Origin of the sequence: Pararhizobium sp., from assembly GCF_965279435.1 — a bacterium.
In the GTDB taxonomy this organism is placed as follows: domain Bacteria; phylum Pseudomonadota; class Alphaproteobacteria; order Rhizobiales; family Rhizobiaceae; genus Pararhizobium.
This window is the reverse complement of the sequence record NZ_CBDIHY010000002.1, coordinates 550186-572496: the sequence shown is the minus strand read 5'-3', so window position 1 is coordinate 572496 and position 22311 is coordinate 550186. Positions and strand designations below refer to the sequence as shown.

20 protein-coding genes are annotated in these 22311 nt (G+C 59.1%); 16 read left to right on the top strand and 4 right to left on the bottom strand.

The features are described from left to right. Nucleotides 1–23: 23 nt before the first annotated feature. Complete coding sequence (locus ACQY8Q_RS04185; RefSeq protein WP_428424947.1) at nucleotides 24–1826, bottom strand: hypothetical protein; 1803 nt, start codon at nucleotides 1824–1826, stop codon at nucleotides 24–26. A 625-nt stretch (nucleotides 1827–2451) separates the two neighbouring features. On the opposite strand from ACQY8Q_RS04185, the gene ACQY8Q_RS04180 reads away from it, so the two are divergent. Then, complete coding sequence (locus ACQY8Q_RS04180) at nucleotides 2452–2823, top strand: cupin domain-containing protein (RefSeq protein ID WP_428424945.1); 372 nt, start codon at nucleotides 2452–2454, stop codon at nucleotides 2821–2823. 23 nt (nucleotides 2824–2846) lie between these two features. On the opposite strand, the gene ACQY8Q_RS04175 is transcribed toward ACQY8Q_RS04180, so the two are convergent. Further along, nucleotides 2847–4256, bottom strand: coding sequence for a PLP-dependent aminotransferase family protein (locus tag ACQY8Q_RS04175; protein WP_428424943.1), 1410 nt, complete (start codon nucleotides 4254–4256; stop codon nucleotides 2847–2849). 110 nt (nucleotides 4257–4366) lie between these two features. Here ACQY8Q_RS04175 and ACQY8Q_RS04170 point away from each other — a divergent pair, with 110 nt between their 5' ends. The 14 genes from ACQY8Q_RS04170 to ACQY8Q_RS04105 all read left to right on the top strand — a co-directional run bounded on the left by ACQY8Q_RS04170 (nucleotide 4367) and on the right by ACQY8Q_RS04105 (nucleotide 18797). Continuing rightward, nucleotides 4367–5206, top strand: coding sequence for an SDR family NAD(P)-dependent oxidoreductase (locus ACQY8Q_RS04170; RefSeq protein WP_428424941.1), 840 nt, complete (start codon nucleotides 4367–4369; stop codon nucleotides 5204–5206). A gap of 6 nt (nucleotides 5207–5212) precedes the next feature. Beyond that, the gene (locus ACQY8Q_RS04165) at nucleotides 5213–6295 is read left to right on the top strand and encodes a BMP family ABC transporter substrate-binding protein (protein ID WP_428424939.1); all 1083 of its coding nucleotides are present in this window, start codon (nucleotides 5213–5215) and stop codon (nucleotides 6293–6295) included. Nucleotides 6296–6328: 33 nt separating this feature from the next. Further along, the gene (locus ACQY8Q_RS04160; protein WP_428424937.1) at nucleotides 6329–7819 is read left to right on the top strand and encodes an ABC transporter ATP-binding protein; all 1491 of its coding nucleotides are present in this window, start codon (nucleotides 6329–6331) and stop codon (nucleotides 7817–7819) included. Further along, the gene (locus ACQY8Q_RS04155) at nucleotides 7816–8847 is read left to right on the top strand and encodes an ABC transporter permease (protein WP_428424935.1); all 1032 of its coding nucleotides are present in this window, start codon (nucleotides 7816–7818) and stop codon (nucleotides 8845–8847) included. The genes ACQY8Q_RS04160 and ACQY8Q_RS04155 overlap by 4 nt, the downstream gene beginning before the upstream one ends. A 5-nt stretch (nucleotides 8848–8852) precedes the next feature. Beyond that, nucleotides 8853–9740 carry an ABC transporter permease gene (locus tag ACQY8Q_RS04150; RefSeq protein WP_428425552.1) on the top strand — a complete coding sequence of 296 codons (888 nt, stop codon included), beginning with the start codon at nucleotides 8853–8855 and terminating at the stop codon, nucleotides 9738–9740. 10 nt (nucleotides 9741–9750) lie between these two features. Then, entirely contained in the window at nucleotides 9751–10959 is a 1209-nt protein-coding gene (locus ACQY8Q_RS04145; protein WP_428424933.1) for a Tm-1-like ATP-binding domain-containing protein, read from the top strand. Between the two features lies 1 nt (nucleotide 10960). After that, the gene (locus ACQY8Q_RS04140; protein ID WP_428424931.1) at nucleotides 10961–11788 is read left to right on the top strand and encodes a phosphoenolpyruvate hydrolase family protein; all 828 of its coding nucleotides are present in this window, start codon (nucleotides 10961–10963) and stop codon (nucleotides 11786–11788) included. Nucleotides 11789–11803: 15 nt separating this feature from the next. Then, nucleotides 11804–12241 carry an SRPBCC family protein gene (locus tag ACQY8Q_RS04135; protein WP_428424929.1) on the top strand — a complete coding sequence of 146 codons (438 nt, stop codon included), beginning with the start codon at nucleotides 11804–11806 and terminating at the stop codon, nucleotides 12239–12241. A gap of 225 nt (nucleotides 12242–12466) precedes the next feature. Continuing rightward, nucleotides 12467–13354, top strand: a complete 888-nt coding sequence (locus tag ACQY8Q_RS04130) for an AraC family transcriptional regulator (protein ID WP_428424927.1) — start codon at nucleotides 12467–12469, stop codon at nucleotides 13352–13354. 231 nt (nucleotides 13355–13585) lie between these two features. Further along, nucleotides 13586–14863: an ABC transporter substrate-binding protein gene (locus tag ACQY8Q_RS04125; protein WP_428424925.1), complete on the top strand. Its 1278-nt coding sequence runs from the start codon at nucleotides 13586–13588 to the stop codon at nucleotides 14861–14863. 95 nt (nucleotides 14864–14958) lie between these two features. Next, nucleotides 14959–15822 carry a carbohydrate ABC transporter permease gene (locus ACQY8Q_RS04120; protein ID WP_428424923.1) on the top strand — a complete coding sequence of 288 codons (864 nt, stop codon included), beginning with the start codon at nucleotides 14959–14961 and terminating at the stop codon, nucleotides 15820–15822. Then, on the top strand, nucleotides 15819–16640 hold the full coding sequence (locus ACQY8Q_RS04115) for a carbohydrate ABC transporter permease (RefSeq protein ID WP_428424921.1): 822 nt from the start codon (nucleotides 15819–15821) through the stop codon (nucleotides 16638–16640). Before ACQY8Q_RS04120 ends, ACQY8Q_RS04115 begins: the two co-directional genes overlap by 4 nt. Nucleotides 16641–16659: 19 nt before the next feature. Further along, on the top strand, nucleotides 16660–17706 hold the full coding sequence (locus ACQY8Q_RS04110; RefSeq protein WP_428424919.1) for an NAD(P)-dependent alcohol dehydrogenase: 1047 nt from the start codon (nucleotides 16660–16662) through the stop codon (nucleotides 17704–17706). A gap of 2 nt (nucleotides 17707–17708) precedes the next feature. Then, a complete protein-coding gene (locus ACQY8Q_RS04105) occupies nucleotides 17709–18797 on the top strand; it encodes an ABC transporter ATP-binding protein (protein WP_428424917.1) in 1089 nt (362 codons plus the stop codon). Between the two features lie 101 nt (nucleotides 18798–18898). Here the strand turns inward: ACQY8Q_RS04105 and ACQY8Q_RS04100 are convergent, their stop codons facing one another. Next, entirely contained in the window at nucleotides 18899–19258 is a 360-nt protein-coding gene (locus ACQY8Q_RS04100; RefSeq protein ID WP_428424915.1) for a hypothetical protein, read from the bottom strand. Nucleotides 19259–19383: 125 nt separating this feature from the next. Further along, entirely contained in the window at nucleotides 19384–20346 is a 963-nt protein-coding gene (locus ACQY8Q_RS04095; protein ID WP_428424913.1) for a LysR substrate-binding domain-containing protein, read from the bottom strand. Nucleotides 20347–20453: 107 nt separating this feature from the next. Between ACQY8Q_RS04095 and ACQY8Q_RS04090 the strand changes: the two genes are divergently transcribed. Beyond that, nucleotides 20454–22256 (top strand): adenine deaminase, encoded by a 1803-nt coding sequence (locus ACQY8Q_RS04090; protein WP_428424911.1) that lies wholly within the window; start codon nucleotides 20454–20456, stop codon nucleotides 22254–22256. Nucleotides 22257–22311 lie beyond the last annotated feature (55 nt).

Sequence of the window (22311 nt, the reverse complement as noted above, 5' to 3'; positions counted from 1 at the left end):
TGCTCTGTTGTTGGTTTGTTGGTTTAGAAACCCGCCTTGATAAGGCCCTCTTTGTAATGCTGCCTTTGCCACTCTTCCTTGAACGGAACCAGAGCCATCCACGTTTCCAGATCGAACGCGGGATGAACATCGAACGTCTTGCGGACGAACTGGCTTGCCTTGCGCCCGTCACCGAGCATTCCCCAGCTCGCAGCAGACAACCTGTCTGCCGGTGCCCGGTCGTTCATACGGCCGATGTAGTTTAGGGCATCCTCGTAACGTCCGAGAGAATAGCAGGCGCCCGCTGCCGTCCAAAAATATTCATCCGGTGCGATCGGATTGAGGTGGATCGCATGCTCGACCTTTTCCAGGCCCTCCTGCGGTCGCGATGCCTGGATCAATGCGTCGCCGAAGCTCGCAATCAGGTTGGCATAGTGGGGGCTGAGAGTTTCCGCTGTCGCGAAGAATTCCGCGCTTTCATCAAACTGACGCATATAGAGTTTGGCGACGCCCAGTTCCTTGTAACCCGTCGGCAAGTGCGGGTCTGAAACGATCGCGTCTTGCGCAAAACCTTGCGCCATCGACAGCAGGCTTTTGTCGTTTCTCGCTGTCACGAGCCATTCCAGGAAATAGCTGCGCGACATGCCACTTTGCGCGGGCGCGAAGACCGGATTGAGCTGAAGCGCCTCGCGGAAGTGTTTTCGAGCCCGCCGGACTTCGGGAAGTCCCAGGTTCATCAGATAGCTCTGACCACGCAGGAAGCTGCGATAGACCCCGGGGTCTTGCTCATAATCGCTGCGTATCATCTCGTTCGAGTAAATTTGCCGGGAAATGGCTTCGGCAAGACGGTGCGCGATCTCGCGACGAGACTTGACCAATCCGCTGCCATTCAGCTCGAAACGTTCCGCCCAGACGACCTCGTCGCTGCCAAAGAAAATCAATTGGGCAAAGAGCGAATAGCCGTCACCTTCATAGGTGAGGCGGGTATCGAGGATATAGCTGATTGCATACCGTTCGTAGGTCGCGGCCTTATCGCCGTGATCACGGATCTTGGCAGCGCTGTACGGGGCGATGACCGATAGCGAGCGCAGACTGCACAAGCCGATCGTAACGTCCTCGATGAGTGCGGAGGCAAACAGGGAAACGTCCGGCCCGGCGCCATCTGACAGGGGCGGCAGCAAGACCAGGCGGGGCAGACCCGTGCGGATCTCCGGGCCGGCGGCTTCCGGTATGACCAGGACAGATTTCACGGGCTCTTGCACGGTTTTTACCGCAGCAACCGCTTTCTGGTACATCGAGCCACTAAGGAGATTGCGCACGGCATCATCGGATGGATCGCGCTCCAGAAGTTTGACGGCTGCGTCTTTTATCGGACGATTTTCCGCGTCATCTCCGGTCAACCCGGTCGCCAGCACGCAGCGGCGCAGCACGCTCAGGTGAGCTTCACGCTCCCGATCGATCCAGGCGGCAAGCGCTTTGCTCGCCGGTTTGACATCCTTTAGAAAATCCTCCCGCAGCCGTGCTGCAAGCGTTACAGTGAAGGCGCGGTCGATCATGGTACTGTCGATGGACAGGCAATCGATGTCCGTCTCAATGGCATCCTTCCCCAGAATGACCATTGACGGCGAAAACGATAAAAATTGGAGGCCGATGCTGTTTTGCCGACTGAGGATTCGCGAGGCCGATTTGCGCAAGTTTGCATAGGCCTGTCCCGTATCCGCGTCGCCCCACAGCAAGGTCGAAATATCCGCGCGAGGATAACTGGAGAGGCCTCTCGCCTTCAAATAGGCAAGGATAATCAACCCCATTTGCGGAAACGCAACGTCGTTTCCGTCCTTGTTTAACAAGCATAGCCGCCCAAGCGTTTGCAGTCGGGATCCCGTAGGCACCTAGGTCCGAAGCTCCGGCTTCGCGGTGTTTTGGGCAGTGTAAAGGGCATTGCCGTCAGGATACGCCACTTGCCCGGCGACAGTCTTCCGCTCCGCCACATCGACGGGATCAAGTGTCTTCTGTTCCATACCACGCTCCCCCTGCTCGGCGATTTGCTGGACGCAATCTGCTTGAGTGGCGGTGATCATACAACAATGGCGACGGGCGAATAACAAAATTTTGTGCACAATTGGAGCACCTTATGGGGCTTTGTTGCCATTGTTAGCCGGTTGAAAGCTGCAATGACGATGCAGTTGATCGCGGTGGCCAAGAGGAAGTTCGGCGGGGAAATGCTTTTTGCTTGTGTTGGTCTAAGCTCGGGCCTGATTGATCGAGCCAATAGCAGCACGTTGCAGCGATCTGGATTGCGAATTGGAAAGCCTTGGTCAATAAGGCTCGAGCCCGGTTTTTGACATGACGGAGCTTCCTTCCCAATAACATTGCTGTCGCAATCGGGGACCCGTAGGCCACATTTTAAAAAGTGGTCCTTGCCGACCTTCGCGCCGGCGTTCAGTTCACGACGGCAAACAACAGGAGGAAGCAATGGCAGGAGAACATACAATCGTTTTTGCGAATGACACCGGAGAGTTCTGGACCGACGAGCGATGCTATATTACGGAATTGCACAATTGTGCTGCCTCGCCGGAGACGTCGTTGGCTCTGGCACGGGTTGAGGCAGGCGTGACCACACAGCTGCACAGTCTCGCCGGCGTCATCGAGCGGTACATCGTACGCCAGGGGGAGGGAACACTTGAGGTCAATGGCATAAAGCAGAAGCTTGTGGCCGGCGATCAGGCCGTGATACCCGCCGGCGCGCCGCAGCGTATTGAGAACACAGGTTCGGTGGATCTGGAATTCTATTGCCTGTGTACGCCTCGCTTCTTTCCGGAGGCATACGTCAACCTGGAGCAATAGGTGGCTTCATCGTTGGCCATAGTCTAACCGGCAGATCGCCTGTTGGTCAGGTTGCAGATCGTGTCGATGGCAAATTGCATGGTTTCGAGCGGGCGCACGAAGGGCAGGCGGACGAAGTCGCCAAAATTCTCGTGCGCGGAATAGCCCGGGCCGGCTGATAGGAACAGGCGGTGGCGTTGGGCCTCCTGGCACAACGCCACCGCATCGACGCCGGGCATGTGGATCCACATTGCCGTGCCACCCGACGGGCGCGTCCAATGCCACCGGCCCAGCGCGCGTTCCGCGATGGCGTCCTCAGCGGCTTTCAGGTGGCCGACGATTTCCTGGTGACGATAGGCCCGTGCCTCCCGGATGTTTTCGAGTAGGCCGACGGCAAGATGCTGGTCGAACATCGAACAGCCGAGATCATTAACCGCCTTGAAGCTCACCAGCCGCTTTATCACCGGAGGGGCCGCGCGGATCCAGCCGATGCGGATGCCGCCCCAGAACAGTTTGGAAAGCGTGCCGATCGTGGCGACATTATCCGGGTCTATCTTGCCGGCAATCGGGCGCGGCGTGGTTCCGGCAACGGTGGAAAGCTCATTTTGTGCACCATCCTCGATGAGGAAGGTCGGATAGCGGTCGAGCAGGCTGATCAGGTCCCGGCGGCTTGCATCATCCAGCGACCTTCCTGTCGGGTTATGCGCCTCGGGAAAGACGTAGAGAAGTTTCGGACGGTTTTTGAGCGCCTTTTCGAGCAGCTCCATGTCTAGGCCGTGTGCACTGGCGCCGACGGGAATGATTCTGGCATTGCGCCGGCGGAAGGCTTCAAGCGAACCGCGATAGACAGGGTCCTCCACGACGACAGCATCCGACGCATCGACCAAGGCGTTGGCCAGCAGCCAGACCGCCTGTTGCGCTCCGCTGGTGATCAGGATGCTATCCGGGTGGGTGGCAAGACCCAGATCGGTGTAGTAGCGGGCGACGGCCCAACGAAGGGCCGGCAGGCCGGAGGCATCGTAGCCGAGACCCGCCGCGATGCTTGCAAGGTCCACCCCGCGTAGCGCCGCCAACATCTCAGTGAGGATCGGCGACGGTGGCAGGGCGCCGCTGGTCATGTCGATATCCCGAGGAAGCGCCAGCACCTCGCCGACAAGGCGTGTATGTGCGACTCCGGACGCGGGTGCAGACGCCGTGATACGATGGCCGCTGCCATGCCGGCTGTCGAGCAACCCTGCGTCCCGCAGCGACGTATAAGCCGCCACGACTGTCCCCCGGCTGACGGCGAGCGCTGAGGCGAGGGCGCGCTCGGAGGGCAATAGGCCACCGACGGGCAATTCCCTTGCTGCGATCAATCTGCCGATCGAGACACTGAGCTGTTGGCTGACTTTGCCTTCAGATGTCCGCCAGCTGCCAATGAGCCGGCTGATCCGTGCGGGTGAAATCCTGTTCATTCCTGGTCCACTTCTCAACAAGTGGACTTTGTCAGATCCCGGAGAGTAGAGCAACTTGGTTTGCGAGGAACGAATGAAGGGTCTCAATCTGAGGCCCGAGGGAGGAGAACATGGGCTCTTTTGCCATCAGGGGCGAGCATGCCCCGTTGGCCGTGCGGCAGGTTGTGCCGACGCGGTCTCACGCGAACAAACGCTATCTGGTCCTTGGGGGCGCGGGCGGTGCCGGCAAGGCAGCCGCTGAATTGCTGGCAGCCGAAGGTGCCGCAGTGGTCATCGGTGATGTCCGCGCGCAGGCACTGAACGAGGCGATCGCCAGCTTTGGCTCGAATGCTGCGGGACAGTCCGGTGTCGCGATCGACGTGGGCAATGCCGCCTCGATCGCCGCTGCGATCGAAGAGGTCGAGCAACGCCTCGGCGGGATAGACGGCCTGGTTAACTGTGCCGCTATCGTGCGCCATGTCGATCCGCTCGAAACACCCTGGAGCGACTGGGAGCGCGTTTTCTCCATCAACGTCTATGGTGCGTTTGAAGCGGCGCGCCTTGTCGCCAAGGGCATGATCGCGAAGGGTATCAAGGGTGCGATCGTCAACGTGGCGTCTGAAGCCGGTAAGAAGGGACATAGCCAGTCGCTGGCCTACAGCGCCAGCAAGGCGGCTATGATCAATTTCACCCGAGTGCTGTCGGAGGTGCTTGCACCCAATGACATCAATGTGAACTGCGTTTGCCCCGGCGGCATGGCGACGGACATGCTCCGCGAGGTCGCCGTCGCTTATGGCGATCTGGTCAAGCAGGCGCCGGACGACGTGTTCAAGCAGCTCATCAGTTCGCAATTGCGTCGGCATATCGATCCGGCGGAACTTGCACGGACGATTTCCTTCCTGCTGAGCGACGACGCGATGATCATTCGCGGCCAGGCGATCAATGCCGATGGTGGCGATACGCCCTACTGAGCAGGCTTGCCGATATCACTCGGCATCTGCACTCACCAATTCGCGTCACACTTGCTTATGGAGTCAAAAATGACGGCTACCAGCAAATTTATGCAGATCTGCCTGGGCTCGGTGTTTGCCCTTGCGACGGGCTTTGTTCCAGTCAAGGCCGAGGAGACCTCCTATGTCCTGGTCACGCCCAGCCGCATCGGGGTGAACAAGTTCCTCGGCCTTGGAAAAACCGGGATCGAGAAGGCCGCCGAGGCTCAAGGCACAAAGGCCCGGATATTCGAAGGCACGGACCCGTCCACACGCCGGCAGAATGTCCAAGCCGCGATTGATATGAAGGCGCCAATCGTCGCCGTGATAGGCTTCGAGTTCGGCGATATCATTGCCGATCTGGCTCCGGAAAATCCGGAGACGAACTTCGTCATCATCGATACGTGTATTCCCGACGCGCCGGAGAATGTGTATTGCGCGGTGTTCCGCGAACAGGAGGCCGCCTATTTGGCGGGGGCCGAAGCCGCCCTGACGTCAAGTAGCAAAACGGTCGCGGTCATCGGCGCGCTCGATATTCCCTTCCTGCATCGCTACACGGATTCTTTTGCGCTCGGCGCCAAGGCCGCCCGTTCTGATATCAACGTTTTGCCCACCGCGTGGATCGGTGGTGACAACCCCTTTCAGGATCCGGTCAGGGCGCAAACACAGGCAGCACTGCAACTCTCCAACGGTGCGGACCGCATTTACGCGGTTGCGGCCGGCAGCAATGGCGGCGTGTTTAAGGCGGTGGCCGACAAGCCCGGTGCGATGGCGATCGGCCTTGACGTCAATCAATGTGGCGACGCGCCCGGCGCCATCCTGGACAGCACGCTCAAGCGCGTCGATGTCATCCTCCCGGCCACCATCGACGGCATCCTGAAGGGCTCGGCCAAACCTGTGGTGAGCTTTGGCCTTGCGGAAGGCGGGTTGGAACTGGTCGCCATGGCCGACGACGTGGCTGCCTCGGGCTGCATGATCGCCAAGACGCCAGACGTCATCGGCCAACTCAAGGATATCCAGGCGAAAATCATATCGGGTGCGATCACCGTGCCCGATCCGATGGCGCAGTGATCGTCCTGGAGTTCGATGATGGATTCGCTTCAGATGAAAGGCATTACAAAGCGATTTGGTAACCTTGTTGCCAATGACGGCGTCAGCCTTTCGGTGAACGGCGGTGAAATCCATGCGTTGATGGGAGAAAACGGGGCCGGAAAGTCCACCCTGATGAACATCCTGTATGGGCTGTTGAAGCCGGATGCTGGCGAGATTCTGATCGACGGCAAGGCAGTGGATTTCTCCAGCCCGCTTGGCGCGATCGCGGCTGGCGTCGGCATGGTCCATCAGACGTTCAGGCAGTTTCCAAACCTGACCGTCTGGGAAAATCTGGTGTTTCAAAACGAACCTGGCAACGGACCCTTTGTTTCTGCTGATGCCGCCCGCGATATCGTCAGACGTCTTGGCGCAAAACATGGGCTGGAAATCGATCCGGACAGCCGGGTGCACGATCTGGCGGTCGGCATCCGCCAGCGTCTCGAAATCCTCAAGGCCTTGTCGAGGCAGGCGAGGATACTCATCCTCGACGAGCCGACGGCCGTTCTGACCCCGCAGGAGCGCGATAGTCTTTTTACGGCGATGCGCCACCTGGCAAGCCAGGGCATGGCCCTCATCCTTGTGACCCACAAGATACCGGAGGTTATCGCCGTCACCGACGAGATTACGGTTATGCGGGACGGGCGGCTCTCTGGCACGTTGACGACCAGGGATACGAGCGAGGCCGAGATCATCCGGGCGATGGTCGGGCGCAACGTGCCGCCGACAATCGCCCTCAAAGTGAAGTCCACAGCAGCACCAATGCTTTCAATCCGGAACCTGTCAGTTCGCAGGGGCGATGTCACGGTGGTGAACGACGTATCTTTCGACGTTCGGCCGGGCGAAATCGTCGGTATCGCCGGCGTTTCGGGCAATGGTCAGCCGCAACTGGTTTCGGCGGTGATGGGGCTGGAGGCTTCAAGCGGCGAAGTCGCCGTCAATGGACAGGATGTTTCAAACCTCTCGGTTGCGCAGCGCCGGTTCGCGGGTGTTTCGTATGTGCCGGAAGACCGCCATTTGACGGGTACGGCACCGGCCGCGTCGATTGCAGAGAACATCGCCTTCGGCACGCACCGCAGCGCCGCGTCCTCCAACAGAGGATTTCTCCGCAAGGAGGCCCTCCGGGCGAAGGCACGAAAGCTGATCGAACAATTCAAGGTGAAGGCTGCCTCTGAACAGGTCGCTGTCGGGTCACTGTCCGGTGGCAACATGCAAAAGGTGGTTATTGCCCGTGAACTTGCACACGGCTCGCCGTTGATCATCATCGAGGAACCGACCCGTGGGGTGGATGTCGGGGCGATCGAATTCATCCATAAAACCCTCATTGCCGAGCGCGACGAAGACCGGGCGATCCTGGTCGTTTCGTCCGACCTGTCTGAATTGCTTGCGCTCTCGGACCGGATTCTCGTGATGTTTGAGGGGCGCATCAATGCCAGCCTTACCGGACGCGACATGAACGAAAACACTATCGGCAGGTGGATGATGGGGGGAACGGAGAGCCCATGACAACAGGGAGCCTCGATACGAAATCACGGCTGGCGGCAATATTGCTTTCCATTGCGGTCGCAGTCGTTCTGGGTGGGCTTGTCGTCATCTCAACCGGTGGCGATCCAATCTCCGTCTACCTGGAGATCATCAAGGGTGCCGTTATGGGGCGCGGGCTGGACGAAACACTGGCCCGCTCCGTACCATTGATCGGCATGGCATTGGCGGTTGCAATTGCGCTGCGTGCCGGCCTCGTCAATCTCGGCGGCGACGGGCAGATGTTGGTAGGAGGGCTCGCGGCTGCGCTGGTTGCGCTCTATCTGCCAGTACCCGGTCCCGTAAGGGCGGTTCTGGCGTTGACGGCCGCGATCTGTGCAGGTGGGTTCTACGCCTGGATCGCAGCGATCCTGCAACTCAGCCTCGCCATCCCGTTTCTGATCGCGAGCTTGCTGTTGAGCTACATCGCGCGTGGCGTAACATCCTATCTGGTTCGTTACCCGTTGCGTGATCCATCAACAGGCATGCCGGAAACCTATCGCGTTGCGTCCGCAGCGCGTCTTCCAGACAGCATTTTCGATCTTCCAATCAGCCTTGGCTTGCTGATCATGGCTGCGGTCGCAACCGCCGTCATTATCAACGACAAACACGGCGTCAGTGGCTTTGAGTGGCGAATAACGGGCTTGAATCCGCGGTTCGCCCAGTATTCAGGAACAAACCTGCCGCGGCAGACGCAACGTGTGGCATTCCTCAGCGGTGCACTGGCAGGCCTGGTCGGAGCCCTTCTTGTGCTGGGGCAGCAATACCGTTTCACGGACGGGGCACTGCTTGCGCCCGGATACACCTGGTCGGGATTGATGGCTGCGGTTCTCGCGATGGCAAGTCCGATTGCGACGGTTGTTACGTCGGTTTTCTTTTCGGCCTTGCAAGTGGGCGGCTTTTCCATGGAGCGGGCGCTTGGCCTTCCAGCCGTGCTGACCTGGGTCTTGCAGGCACTGATCATTCTTTGCCTTGCCGCCCGCCCGCTTTTCTTCAGGAGGCGCAGATCGTGATCAACATGCTTCTTTCGCAGGTGCTTGATCTGATGACGCCGGTGCTGCTGGCAGCGATGGCCGGCGCACTGTGCGAGCGTGCCGGTGTTTTCAACATCGCGCTGGAAGGCAAGATGCTGGTTGGTGCGTTCGTGGCGGTCGCAACAAGCATCGCTTTCGGCTCTCCGTTCCTGGCTGTCTTGTCTGCTGTACTCTGCACGGCGATCTTCGCGTCGCCGCTGGCAATCGGCGGCGCCCGGTTTGGTGGTGATCCGATCGTCATCGGCATCGGGTTGAACCTTTTGGCATCCGGTCTGACGACCTATCTTTTGAGCGCGCTATTCGGCGTGACCGGCACACTCGTCGACCCAGCCGTCAAAGCTTTGCCGAAAATGGGCATTTCGGGTCTCGCCGATGTTCCGCTGCTCGGTGCGATCGTCAGCGATCACAATGCGCTCGTGTACCTATCGTGGTTGCTGGTAATCGCTTTCAACATCTACCTGTTCCGCACACGGTGGGGCTTGCGCCTGCGCGGCATAGGCGAGGTGCCGTCTGCGGCCGCCGCAATGGGCGCAAATGTCAGCCGCTATCAGACGGCGATCGTCATTCTGGCCGGCGGACTGTGCGGCCTGGCAGGCGCGCAGTTGGCGTTGGGGTCCGTTGCACTGTTCGCAGAAAACATGACGGCCGGACGGGGGTGGATTGCGGTGGTTGCCGTGATGCTGGGCCGCGCCCATCCGATCGGCATAGCGCTTGCCTGTTTGGGGTTCGGGCTCGCCGATGCGGTTGGTCTGCGGCTTCAGGGGCAGGGCTTGCCCAACCAGATCACCGACATTGCACCTTACGCGATTACCCTGCTTGCCATGATCGGCCTTGGCCTTCGTGGGGCAGCAAAAAAGATGAAAAGTATTTGAGGAGGAAAAGATGACTGTGCCGAAAACCATTTATGTGGCGGGCTCCTGCGACACCAAGGGCGATGAACTCCGCTACGTGACGGACTTGATCCGCGCCCAGGCGATGTCTGCGATCCTGGTCGATCTCTCAACGGACAAACCATCGGCCAATGCCGATGTCGATGCCCGGACCGTCGCAGGGTTTCATCCAGGCGGCGCCGAAGCCGTTTTTACCGGGGACCGTGGGTCCGCTGTCTCCGCCATGGGCCTTGCGTTCGAGCGTTTCATCCTGTCGCGCGACGACGTCGGCGGCATGATTGGCCTTGGCGGGTCCGGAGGAACAGCGATGGTCACACAGGCTATGCGTGTACTTCCGGTCGGGACGCCACGGGTGATGGTTTCGACCGTCGCTGCAGGCAACGTCAGCGCCTATGTCGGACCGAATGACATCTCCATGGTGAATTCGATCACCGACATTGCCGGGCTCAACCGCATATCGCGAACGGTCCTGTCGAATGCCGCCAACTCGATTGCCGGTATGGTTAGCAACCGGCAAGAGCCGGAGCAGGACGACCGGCCGGCACTCGGCCTGACCATGTTCGGCGTAACCACCCCTTGCGTTTCTCAGATCGTAGAACAACTGGGCGACCGGTTCGAATGCCTGGTGTTTCATGCCACCGGCATCGGTGGTCAGTCGATGGAGAAACTCGCTGCCTCCGGCTTCCTGGCCGGTGTCCTCGACATCACCACGACGGAAGTCTGCGATCTCCTGTTCGGCGGCATTCTGCCGGCGACAGAAGAGCGCTTCGGTTTCCTAGCCCAATCAAACCTTCCCTATGTCGGCTCTTGCGGCGCGCTGGATATGGTCAATTTCGCCGGCAAGGACACCATTCCGGAGAGATACCGCGATCGCAACCTCTATGTGCACAACCCGCAGATTACATTGATGCGCACCACGGACGAAGAGAATGCAGCGATGGGCACGTGGATCGGCGAGCGCCTGAACCGCAGCTGCGGACCGGTGCGGTTCCTCTTGCCGTTGGGTGGTGTGTCGCTTCTGGATGCGCCCGGGCAACCGTTCCATGATCCGGAAGCCGATGAAGCCCTGTTCACCGCCATCGAAAGCACCGTCCAGAAAACCGATGACCGCCAGGTTATCAGGGTGCCACATGCGATCAATTCATCGGAGTTCAGCGCCGAAGCCGTTCGCCACTTCAACGAAATCACCAAAGGCCGTTAGCATGACATTCGACAGGAACCAGTTGCTGGACAAGTTTCGCCAGCAGATCAAAGCAAAGATCCCCATCATCGGTGGTGGTGCGGGCACCGGCCTTTCCGCAAAATGCGAAGAAGCCGGCGGTATCGACCTGATCGTCATCTACAATTCCGGCCGATACCGCATGGCAGGCCGCGGCTCGCTGGCCGGACTTCTCGCCTATGGGAACGCCAACGAGATCGTTCTCGACATGGCACGCGAGGTGCTGCCCGTCGTCAAGTATACTCCGGTGCTCGCCGGGGTGAATGGCACCGACCCATTCTGCAATTTCGATCATTTCCTGGATCACCTGAGAGCGCTGGGTTTCGCCGGCATTCAGAATTTTCCGACGGTTGGCCTGATCGACGGTACATTCAGGGCTAATCTTGAAGAGACCGGCATGGGCTACGCGATGGAGGTCGATCTCGTTCGCCTGGCGCGCAGCAAGGACATGCTCACCACGCCGTATGTCTTCTCTGTTGATGATGCACGGGCCATGACCGAGGCTGGCGCCGACATTATTGTCGCGCATATGGGATTGACGACCGGCGGGGCAATTGGTGCTGATACAGCGCTGACGCTTGAGGCTTGCGTCGATGAAATCAACGCCATTGCCGCCGCTGCCCGCAGCATCAACCCGGACATCATCGTCCTATGCCATGGTGGGCCCATCGCCGAACCGGATGACGCCCGTTACATCCTGCAGCAATGCCCCGGTTGCCATGGTTTCTACGGCGCCTCCAGCATGGAGCGCCTGCCTGTCGAAAAAGCCCTCATTGCGCAAACGCAGGCTTTCAAGAATATCGCCATATAACAATAGGAGAGACATGTGGCCAAGGCTTATGCAAGTGCGGTGATCGACGCGCCAATCGAAACCGTCTGGAAGATTATCCGTGACTTCAACGGTCTGCCGAAGTGGCATTCCGCTATTGCCCGCAGCGAAATTGAGGACGGATTGAGCAGTCACGCGGTGGGCTGTATCCGCTCGTTCTATCTTCAGGACGGTGCGCATGTGCGTGAACAGTTGCTCGCGCTCAGCGATAACGAGCATTCGCTGTCCTATAATTTCGTGAAGCCCGCGTTTCCCGTCACGAATTACGAGGCCTTCATACGGCTGATCGCAATCACCGACGGCGGCCGGACATTCGCAGAATGGGGAGCGACGTTCGACGAAGCGCCGGAAGATGCCGGAAAATACGTGGAAATTGTCTCCACCCATGTTTTTGCGGCCGGCTTGAAGGATCTTCAGGCGCACCTCGCTGGATAAAGTTGGGTACCCGTGTTGGCGAAAGTTCGCCACAACAACGGACAAATGGAGAGGCCCGCGCCGGCCTCTCGCTACTCGCCAAGCCGTTGAGATCCGTTTGACTCGCGTAGTTTGGCGATGATTTAAGGCTTGGACGTCTTATTCCTCGCGAGACCGGGCGCTAAGCTGATGTTGAAGGACAGGAGAAATCTGGCAGCAAGGGCTGTAATCGGCGCAAAGTCCGCGATGATGAGCGGCAATTTGCCGACCTTTGAGCATATCGTCACCGATGTCACCGAAAGCTTTCTCTGGCGCGTGGATGATTATCCGTGGGAGCGCAACGTTTGGAATTACCATCCGGAGATTGAGATCCATCTCTTGCGGCATGCGTCGGGCATGGCGTTTGTCGGCGATTATATCGGCGAGTTCCAGCCCGGTTATCTGACGGTCATCGGGCGTAACCTGCCGCATGACTGGGTGACCGCGACCGCGCCGGGCGAGGTCATCGAGGGACGCGATATCGTCATCCAGTTCGACCCGGATCGCATCCGCAACATCACCGCCATGCTGCCCGAATTTACCCAGCTGGAGGAGTTCTTCTCCCGCGCCGAACGCGGTCTTGTTTTTTACGGCCGGACGCTGGCCGACGGTATCGCCCTGGTGGAAGGCATGGGGGAGGTAAAGGGTTTTGCCCGGCTGTCGATGTTCGTGCAGCTGCTCGAACTGCTCAGCGGCACGCAGGACTACGAAATCCTGTCGTCGCCGGAATTTGCACCCAAGCTGAACGCTGAAACACTCGACGTTTTGCAGCGGGCATTGATCTATATTTTCGAGAATGCCGCCAATGATATCCACCTTGCCGAAGTGGCCGATCTGGCCGGCATGAGCGAAACCGCCTTCTCCCGGTTTTTCAAGAAAAACACCGGCAACAGCTTTACCGACCATGTCAACAAGCTGCGCATCTGGCAGGCCTGCAAGCTTTTGGCAGAGACCGACATGCCGATTACCGAAATTTGCTTCGAGGTCGGTTATCTCAATATCTCCAACTTCAATCGGACGTTTTTACTGCATCATAAAATGACGCCGTCTGCCTACCGGCGGCTGACCGGGCAACGCCGTCCTTCACGCGCCTGATAATGCGTTTTTGTGCAGAGCAATGAAGCTATGTTGCAATTGCCCTGTTAATGGCGGTTCGTTGCTATTTTTGCGCATTAAAATATAGATTCGACGCATGGCGCGCGCTAGTTCGCTCAATCCAGATACGTAGGATCAGCCCAGCGAAAAAGTTCGCTATGGAGAGATGGTCGTTTGATCTGAGGAGATTTTCGGCGGCTGTCGCAGTGACCTTTAGGGGAGGTTCATCACATGACCAATGGAAAGACGCTCGTTTCGAGCATTGCCTTCGCTTGCCTTCTTGCCGGCTCGGTATCCTCGATCGCGATTGCGGCCGAATGCTCCGGGACGATCAAGGTTCTCGCCCAGCCGCGCGACGGACTGACTTTGCTGGAGGAGCAAAAGCCCGAATTCGAGAAGCTCAGCGGCGGCGCATCCTTCGAGATCGACTATCTCAACGAGAACGATCGCCGCGCCAAGAGCAAGGCCGACGCCTCGACGATCGGCAAGTACAATGTCTACTATATCGACGAAGCCAATGTGGCGCTGTTCGCATCGTCAGGCTGGGTGGCGCCACTGATGGATTATTATCCGGCCGAATATGACTATGCCGATTTCGATCCCGGCCGGCAGAAGGTCGCCACCTATGACGGCAAAGTCTGGTTTGCGCCGCTGACGGGCGGCGGCGACCTGATGGTCTACCGTAAGGATCTGCTCGAAGCGGCCGGCATCACGCCGCCGAAGACGCTCGACGAATATATTGCTGCCGTCAAGGCGTTGAACCAGCCGGACAAGGGCATCTATGGCACGGCGCTGCGCGGACAGCGTGGGTCGGGGGCCAATGTTTGGCGCTGGATGCCCTTCTTCAAGGGCTTTGGCGGCAATTGGTTCGACGGCAAGAAGCCAGTCTTCGATAGCGAGGCTGCTGTGAAGGCGACCGAAACCTACCTGGAGCTCTTCAAGTATTCGGCTCCCGGCAGCCAGACCGGCGGTTGGGACGAAGTGGTCGGCGCCTTCACCTCCGGCCAAGTGGCAATGATTATCGAATCCACACCGCTGGTCGGCATGGCAATCGATCCGAAATCTTCCCAGGTCGCCGGTAAGGTCGGTTATATGCCACCGCCGACGCCGCTGACCGGCGGCGGGTATGGCCACGGTCTTGCGATCGGCACCAAAGCCAATACGGATGAAGTGTCCAAGGCCTGCGCCGGTCTCTTCGTTGCCTGGGCGACCTCCAAGGAGAACGAGAACCGCCGGCTGGAAGCAAACCAGTTCAGCGAACTCAATCGCACCAGTGTCATGACCAGTCCGAAATTTGCCGAGCTTTACGGTCCGGATCTCGGTCAGGCTCTGGCTGAGACTGGCAAGGTCACAGCAGTCAACTTTTGGCAGAGCCCGCAATGGCCGGATCTTGGTGATCGTTGGGGCATCATCCTGGAAGAGCTGATCGCAGGCACCCGCACAGACATCAAGGATGGTCTCGACGAGCTTAACAGCTTTGCCAAGGACCTCGTCGCCCGCAGCCAGTAAGCTGATCCTTTGCTGTCACTGACCCGGCAAGGCCAGCCCTTGCCGGGCATCCTTACACCAACGGAAAGCACTGCGACTTTTCGAAGGGGGCATTCGTGAAACAGAAAAATACCCTGCCGGTGGTCTTCCTGACGCCGGCCATAGCGATCCTTGCCGTGTTGGCGCTGGTGCCGACGGTCTATGCCGTCATCATCTCCTTCCAGAACCGGGAACTCAGCCGGCCGGATGGCAGCTTCATCGGCCTTGCGAATTACACCAGCCTGTTTTCCGATCGCCGGTTCATCAATGCCATCGGTGTTTCGCTGACCTGGGAGGCGGTCACGGTCGGCATGACACTGATCATCGCGATCGGTCTTGGCATTCTGCTGTTCGAATGTGCCTCGCCGCGCATGCGCAATGTCGTGTCCTTTCTTTTCCTGATCCCGGTCATCCTGCCGCGTGTCTCGGCCGCCTTCGTCTGGAAATTCGCTTTCCATCCGCTCTACGGGATCATCACCTATCCCTACAAGGCGATCACCGGCCAGCCGCTTGATCTCCTGTCCAATCCTTTAACCGCGCTCGGTACTGTGGCTCTGGTCGATGTCTGGCAGTGGGGCCTGTTTTTTGCCGTTATCGTGCTGAAACTCCTGGAAACGCTGCCGCCGCAACCCTTCGAGGCGGCACGCCTTGATCATGCGAAGACCTGGGAAATCTATGCCTATGTCGCCATCCCGATGCTCAAGGCACCGTTGATTTCGCTTGCCTTCGTCAAGATGATCGAGTCTCTACGCGCCTTCGACCTGATCTATGTCATGACCCGCGGCGGGCCGGGTATCGCGACGGAAACGCTGGACATGTACGCCTTCTCGCAAGGTTTCATCGAATCCGGCCGCATCTCTTATGCGTCCAGTATGGCCGTTTTGATGATGATCGCGACCTCGCTGGCATTTACCTTTCTCTGGAAGAGGGTCAAATCATGAGCGCCCGCAGTCCCGGCCGGTTCATTGGCCGCATCATCCTGTATGCGGCAGCGTTTTCGGCCGTTTTCCCGGTCTTCTGGACTCTGCTTAATGCCTTCAAGAACCGTGTCGATATCGTCACGCCGACGCCGCTGTTCTTCTTCACGCCGACGCTGGACAATTTCGCCTATGTACTCGGCCGGGCAAGCGTCTTTGAGGGGCTGGTCAACTCGATCCTGATCTCGGGTGCCTCAGTGCTGATTGGTGCGGTGCTCGGTCTGCCGGCCGCCTATGCCATCGCCCGCTATCCGAACCGCTGGTCGCATGACATCCAGTTCTTCGTGCTGTCGCTGCGCTTCCTGCCACCGGTCGCCATAGCGATCCCGTTGATGGTCATCTGGCTGGATTTCGGGCTCTACGACACGCGCCTTTCGATGACGGTAACCTATACGCTGCTGACGCTTGCGACCATCATCTGGCTCAGCGTTCCAGCTTTCGCCCGAGTGCCAAAGGAAGTGGAGGAGGCGGCGCGTGTGGATGGTTACGGTCCTTATGCGATCTTCTTCCTCATCGCCCTGCCGATCGCCTCGCGGTCGCTGATCGGGGCAGTGGCCTTCAGCTTCGTGCTGGTCTGGAACGAGTTCCTGATTGCGCTGATGTTGACCACGTCCGATGCCAAGACACTTCCGATCGTGGCCTCGGAGCTGACCCAGCTCGGGCGCGACGTGCCGTGGGGCATCCTGAATGCCTCGGTCGTGCTGCTGTCGATACCGCCTCTTCTGTTCATCGGTATTCTCAGCGGCATGCTCAACAGTGCCTTCAAGCGCAAGACATCCTGAAAATTCAAAGGAATATACAATGCAAGCGTTGGTTCTCGAGCAAAAAGGCGTCCTCAGCCTGCGGGAAATCGATCTTCCACTCAATGTCGGTCCCGATGACGTCAAGATCGCCATTCATACGGTCGGCGTCTGCGGCAGCGACGTGCATTATTACACGCATGGTGCCATCGGCCCCTATGTGCTGCGCGAGCCCATGGTGCTCGGCCATGAAGCGGCCGGAACCATCGTCGAAATCGGCAGCAATGTCCGCAATCTGGCCGTGGGCGACCGCGTCTGCATGGAGCCTGGCGTGCCGGATCTGTCCTCGAGGGCGTCAAAGCTCGGCCTTTACAATGTCGATCCGGATGTCCGCTTCTGGGCAACGCCGCCGATCCACGGCATCCTGACGCCCTATGCCGTCCATCCGGCGGCCTTCACCTACAAGCTGCCGGACAATGTCTCCTTTGCCGAAGGTGCGATGGTCGAGCCTTTCGCCATTGGCATGCAGGCTGCGGCACGGGCACGTATTGCGCCGGGCGATGTGGCCGCCGTCATCGGTTGCGGGCCGATCGGCATCATGGTGGCGCTGGCGGCGCTGGCCGGAGGCTGCAGCCGGGTGTTCATTTCGGACTTCAGTGCCGAAAAGCTTGCCATCGCCGGTCGTTACCCGGGTATCGTGCCGGTCAATATAGCCGATCAATCCTTCGCTGATGTCGTGCAACGGGAAACCGCAGGCTGGGGCGCGGATCTGGTGTTCGAGGCAAGCGGCAGCGCAAAAGCCTTCAATGGTATCTTCAATCTCGTCCGGCCCGGCGGAGCGGTGGTTCTGGTCGGACTGCCGGTCGAACCGGTCGCGTTTGACGTGCCCGGTGCGATTTCCAAGGAAGTCCGGATCGAAACGGTGTTCCGCTATGCCAATATCTTCGATCGGGCCTTGGCGCTGATTGCATCCGGAAAAGTGGACCTGACGCCACTGATTACCGGCACATTCGATTTCAAGGACAGCATCAAGGCGTTCGATCGCGCGGTGGCGGCCAATCCTTCCGATGTGAAACTGCAGATCCTGATGAATAACGGGGAGATTTGAGCATGGCGACTATCGTATGTTCGCATGTGGACAAGGCCTATGGCGCGGTCAACGTGATCAAGGATTTCAACCTGGATGTTGCCGATCAGGAGTTCATCGTATTTCTCGGCCCCTCCGGCTGCGGCAAGTCCACGCTGCTTCGCATGATCGCCGGTCTTGAAGACATCTCCGGTGGGGATGTGATCATTGGTGGCAAGACCGTCAACGACCTGCCGCCGCGCGACAGGGGCGTTGCCATGGTTTTCCAGAATTATGCGCTCTATCCGCATATGACGATCTACGACAACATCGCCTTCGGCCTGAAGCGCATGAAGATCTCGAGCCCGGAAATCGACACGCGCATACGGGCGGTATCGGCCACGCTCGGCCTTGATCCCTATCTGGACCGCAAGCCGAATGCACTTTCGGGCGGACAGCAGCAGCGCGTCGCTATCGCCCGGGCAATGATCAAGACGCCGCGTGTGTTTCTGTTCGACGAGCCGCTGTCCAACCTCGATGCCAAGCTGCGCAATCACATGCGCGTCGAAATCGCCCGGCTGCATCAAAAGCTGAAGACCACGACCGTCTATGTCACCCATGATCAGCTCGAAGCCATGACGCTGGCCGACCGGATTGTCCTGATGAAGGACGGCGGCATAGAGCAGGTCGGCACGCCGGCGGAAATCTATGAGCGGCCGCGTACATTGTTCGTTGCCAGCTTCATCGGTACGCCGAACATGAATTTCATCGACGCGACGGTCAAAGCAAACGGTGACGGCTGGTTGTTGCGTGTGGAAGGAGCCAGCTTTGCGGTTTCCGGCAAACGGTTCTCCTTGTCAGACGGACAGAAGATCGTGCTTGGTATCCGTCCTGCGGACCTGGAGACCGCAGCAGCGGGGTCAACGGAGAGCAATTGCGTGACAGGCACGGCGGACCTCGTCGAATTTCACGGCAACGATGCCCTCGTCACCTTCCTGTTCGCGGACAAGGAGATCGGTGCCCTGGTCAAGGCCGGCGGTTGCCCGAAAGCCGGCGACGACGTCCGGTTTGTCGTCAACGAGGGACGCATGCATCTGTTCGACCGCCAAACCGGGCTCACTCTATTGGCCTGACGGGCGGCCCTTCGACTACGGCCCGGTGATCGCCCCCCGCGAGGTCGTATTCGAACATTGGTCTGCTGCGCAAGCGCGATATTGACCGATCGGTTCGGGCTTCAGTGGTGCTGCCGCTTGAGCTTGAAGGCAATGTTTGGCGCGGGCTGGACCCCGAACTGGCGTCTCACTTGGCGCGATGCGGAGCCGTCGAACAGCGAACTCGGCAATGGATCGGAGAGGCGCCAGCGGTATGGTGCAGACGTGTCCGGCATGGTCTGATGCGCGACGGAGCTGATCGGGATGACCCATTCCGGCTTCTTCAGGCCCAGCTCATGATTGGCGATCCATGTGATGACGGCAAAAGTCTTACCGTCATGTTCGATCGACGATAGATAGGCGGTCCGGGAAGACACGTCTGCCTGAACGGCGTTTTCGGTTTCAGAATCCGAAATGATCTGAATATCAATCTTGGTCGTCATTATACGATTTCCGGCCGTCTCGGGCATTGCATCTATCGGGTTGATATAGTCCGGCCGCCGATCCTTAGGCAACCGTTCGTTTATCAGGAACGCGCGAGTTACCTGATCGGAATAGCGGAGAACCACTATTTGGCTGAAGTAGGAACCGGGAAGCTGACTTTCTCGACATAGTAGCGAGGGACACTCATGCGATCGCGGTTCCGATAAAAGTCGATGCAGAATTCAACGAAGGCCTTGAAGCGCTTGGACACATGCCTGCGGCGCGAGTAGATCAGATTGATTGCGGTCTTCGGTGAACTCCATTCGCCAAGCACGGGTATGAGCAGGCCGGCCTGCCGTTCCGTTTCGACGAAGAACTCCGGCAGATAGGCGAGCCCTTCGCCGGCGACTGCGAAATATTTGATCGTCCAGTAGTCGTTGGCGGTGCAGGTCGCGGCTGGCAACAGGTCGACCTCCGTATCGCCGTCCCGCGTCAGATACCAGGATTGCAGCCGTGTCGGCTGGCGAAAGACCAGTCCGCGATGACTGGGGAGATCATCAGGCGTTGCGGGTACGCCGTGCCGGGCGATGTAGTCGGGGCTGGCGAAGAGGCCGTATGACGAAACCGAGAGCCGACGGCTGATATAATCGACGTCGGAGGGTTCCCCCCAGTGGAAGATGCCGTCGAGCGCCTGCTCGGTGACATCGGAAAAGGGTTGCCTGGCACTCAGGAACACCACGTCGAGATTGACCTGCGGATATTGCTGGCGAAATGCGTAGAGCAGTTCGGAGGTGATGGTCGTGCCGAACTCGCCGGTCGAGCCGACCCTCAACGTGCCTGCAACCTCCTGCCGCATCTCGGCCATCGCCGTTGCTGCATCCTCGCAATTGGACTGAATGAGCCGGGCATAGCGTAGGAATTCGGCGCCGGCGTCGGTCACGTGCAGCTGATGCCCCTCACGCACGAAGAGTTCGATGCCGAATTCGTCTTCCAGCTGGCGGATCTTGTGGCTCAGTGTCGACTTGGGCAGCCGGTGAAGCCTGGAAGCCGCTGAAATAGAACGGGAATCGGCAACCTTGACGAAGCAGTCGAGAAGAGAAAGATCCATTTTCGTCCAAAATCTTGGATGATATGTCCGATAAATACGCTATTTCGGCCCATTGTACAAACGAAATCAAACTGGGACTATTCCCTGACGTAATGGGAGACATATCAGTGAGCGACATCAAGGAATTCATCCGCGCAGCCTCGGGCACCGGCGGCAAGGCAACTTTGGCCATCCGCGGCGGCAGGCTCGTCAACGTCGTGTCGGAGGAGATCTACCAGGCGGACGTTGCAATCTACGGCGAGCGCATTATCGCCGTCGGCGACGTCTCAGATTACATCGGGCCGGAAACCAAAATCATTGATGCCAAGGGCAAATATCTGACGCCAGGCATGATCGACGGACACCTGCATGTCGAGTGCTCGAAGATGTCGCTTACCAGCTTTGCCAAGGCGGTCGTGCCGCTGGGCACGACGTCGATCGTCACCGGCCTCGACCAGATCATCGTCGTTGGTGGACCGGACGCCGCGCGCGAATTCCTCGACGAAGCCAAGCAGACGCCGCTCAAGGTTTTCTGGGGCGCACCGTGCAAGACCCCTTACACTATGCCACGTTCGACCGTTGGTCACTATTTCAGCCCGGCCGACCACCAGGCCACCCATCACTGGCCGGAATGCGTCGGCATCTGGGAAACCGTGCGCGAGTTCATTCAGGAAGAAGACAGCGACGTCCTGGCTGCTCTTGAACTGGCTGAAAAGAACCGGTTGCCAATCCTCGGCTGCTGCCCGATGACGCGCGGCGCGCGGCTGAACGGCTACCAGCAATCCGGCGTACGTGCCGACCACGAAAGCTATTCGCCGGAGGAAATGCTGGAGAAGCTGCGGGCAGGCATGCATGTCGTGGTGCGCGAATCCTCGATTTCGCATTTCCTTGAGGACAATCTGCGCATCGTCACGGAAATGGGCGTAAAGGCGCTGCGCCGCATCAGCTTCTGCACCGACGATGTCGTTGCCAGCGACATCCTGAAACGTGGCCATCTCGACAATATGGTGCGGATGGCAATCGCCATGGGCATCTCGCCGATGGCAGCGATCCAGATGGCCACGATCAACGGTGCCGACGCACTCAGGATCGACGACAAGGTCGGTTCGATCTCGCCCGGCCGCTCCGCCGACATCCTGCTCGTCAGCGATCTGCGCGAGTTCAGGATCGAAGCCGTCATCGCCAAGGGTGAGGAAGTGGCACGCGACGGGCGCATGGTGATTGATCTTGTGCCGCCGCCGCGCAGTGCGGCATTGCTGACGTCGATGAAGGTTGCGCCGCTTAACGTCGATGACCTGCGGGTACGCTACGATGGTGCCGGCAACAGCGCCGAAGCGATGGCGATTGCCGTCACGCCGGAAAAGATCTTTGTGCGCACACGCCGCGATGTCATCCTGGCAGTGAAGGATGGCTGCGTGCTCGCAGATACGGCCAAGGACATCCAATATGTCGCCGTGGTCGAGCGTTACGGCAAGACCCGCAACCGTCCCGTGGCCTTCACGTCTGGCTTTGGACTGCGCGAAGGCGCTATTGCCAGCTCGACCGCCCCCGACGACAACAACATCATCTGCATCGGCGCCAACCCTGAAGACATGGTGGTCGCCATCAACCACCTGATCGCCAACCATGGCGGCCAGGTCGTGGTCAAGAATGGTGAGGTCGTCTCCTTCTTGCACCTGCCGATCGGCGGCATCGTTTCGGATATCGAACCGTCCGAGATGGCGCGGCTGGAGGAGGAGCTGGACGATGCCGCGCGCAGCCTCGGCTGCTCGCTGCCTTGGCCGTTCATGTACATGTTCGTGTTGCAAATCACCGCAATCCCTGAATATGCCATCACCGATCTCGGCGTCGTCGATTGCGTCCAGCTCAAGGTCATCTCGCCGCTCGCTGGGAACAGCGGTGAGACGGAGCGGGTCGCGGCCGCAGAATGAACAGGTAAAAAGGGGCCGGCACTGTCGGCCCCTTCGTCGTTTCAAAAAAAGGGGA

Coding starts and splice junctions, on each gene's coding strand:
- ACQY8Q_RS04155 (WP_428424935.1), top strand. CDS start 7,816: ATGACAACAGGGAGCCTCGATACGAAATCACGGCTGGCGGCAATATTG.
- ACQY8Q_RS04145 (WP_428424933.1), top strand. CDS start 9,751: ATGACTGTGCCGAAAACCATTTATGTGGCGGGCTCCTGCGACACCAAG.
- ACQY8Q_RS04180 (WP_428424945.1), top strand. CDS start 2,452: ATGGCAGGAGAACATACAATCGTTTTTGCGAATGACACCGGAGAGTTC.
- ACQY8Q_RS04110 (WP_428424919.1), top strand. CDS start 16,660: ATGCAAGCGTTGGTTCTCGAGCAAAAAGGCGTCCTCAGCCTGCGGGAA.
- ACQY8Q_RS04095 (WP_428424913.1), bottom strand. CDS start 20,346: ATGGATCTTTCTCTTCTCGACTGCTTCGTCAAGGTTGCCGATTCCCGT.
- ACQY8Q_RS04115 (WP_428424921.1), top strand. CDS start 15,819: ATGAGCGCCCGCAGTCCCGGCCGGTTCATTGGCCGCATCATCCTGTAT.
- ACQY8Q_RS04130 (WP_428424927.1), top strand. CDS start 12,467: ATGATGAGCGGCAATTTGCCGACCTTTGAGCATATCGTCACCGATGTC.
- ACQY8Q_RS04160 (WP_428424937.1), top strand. CDS start 6,329: ATGAAAGGCATTACAAAGCGATTTGGTAACCTTGTTGCCAATGACGGC.
- ACQY8Q_RS04140 (WP_428424931.1), top strand. CDS start 10,961: ATGACATTCGACAGGAACCAGTTGCTGGACAAGTTTCGCCAGCAGATC.
- ACQY8Q_RS04105 (WP_428424917.1), top strand. CDS start 17,709: ATGGCGACTATCGTATGTTCGCATGTGGACAAGGCCTATGGCGCGGTC.
- ACQY8Q_RS04150 (WP_428425552.1), top strand. CDS start 8,853: ATGCTTCTTTCGCAGGTGCTTGATCTGATGACGCCGGTGCTGCTGGCA.
- ACQY8Q_RS04125 (WP_428424925.1), top strand. CDS start 13,586: ATGACCAATGGAAAGACGCTCGTTTCGAGCATTGCCTTCGCTTGCCTT.
- ACQY8Q_RS04170 (WP_428424941.1), top strand. CDS start 4,367: ATGGGCTCTTTTGCCATCAGGGGCGAGCATGCCCCGTTGGCCGTGCGG.
- ACQY8Q_RS04100 (WP_428424915.1), bottom strand. CDS start 19,258: ATGACGACCAAGATTGATATTCAGATCATTTCGGATTCTGAAACCGAA.
- ACQY8Q_RS04175 (WP_428424943.1), bottom strand. CDS start 4,256: ATGAACAGGATTTCACCCGCACGGATCAGCCGGCTCATTGGCAGCTGG.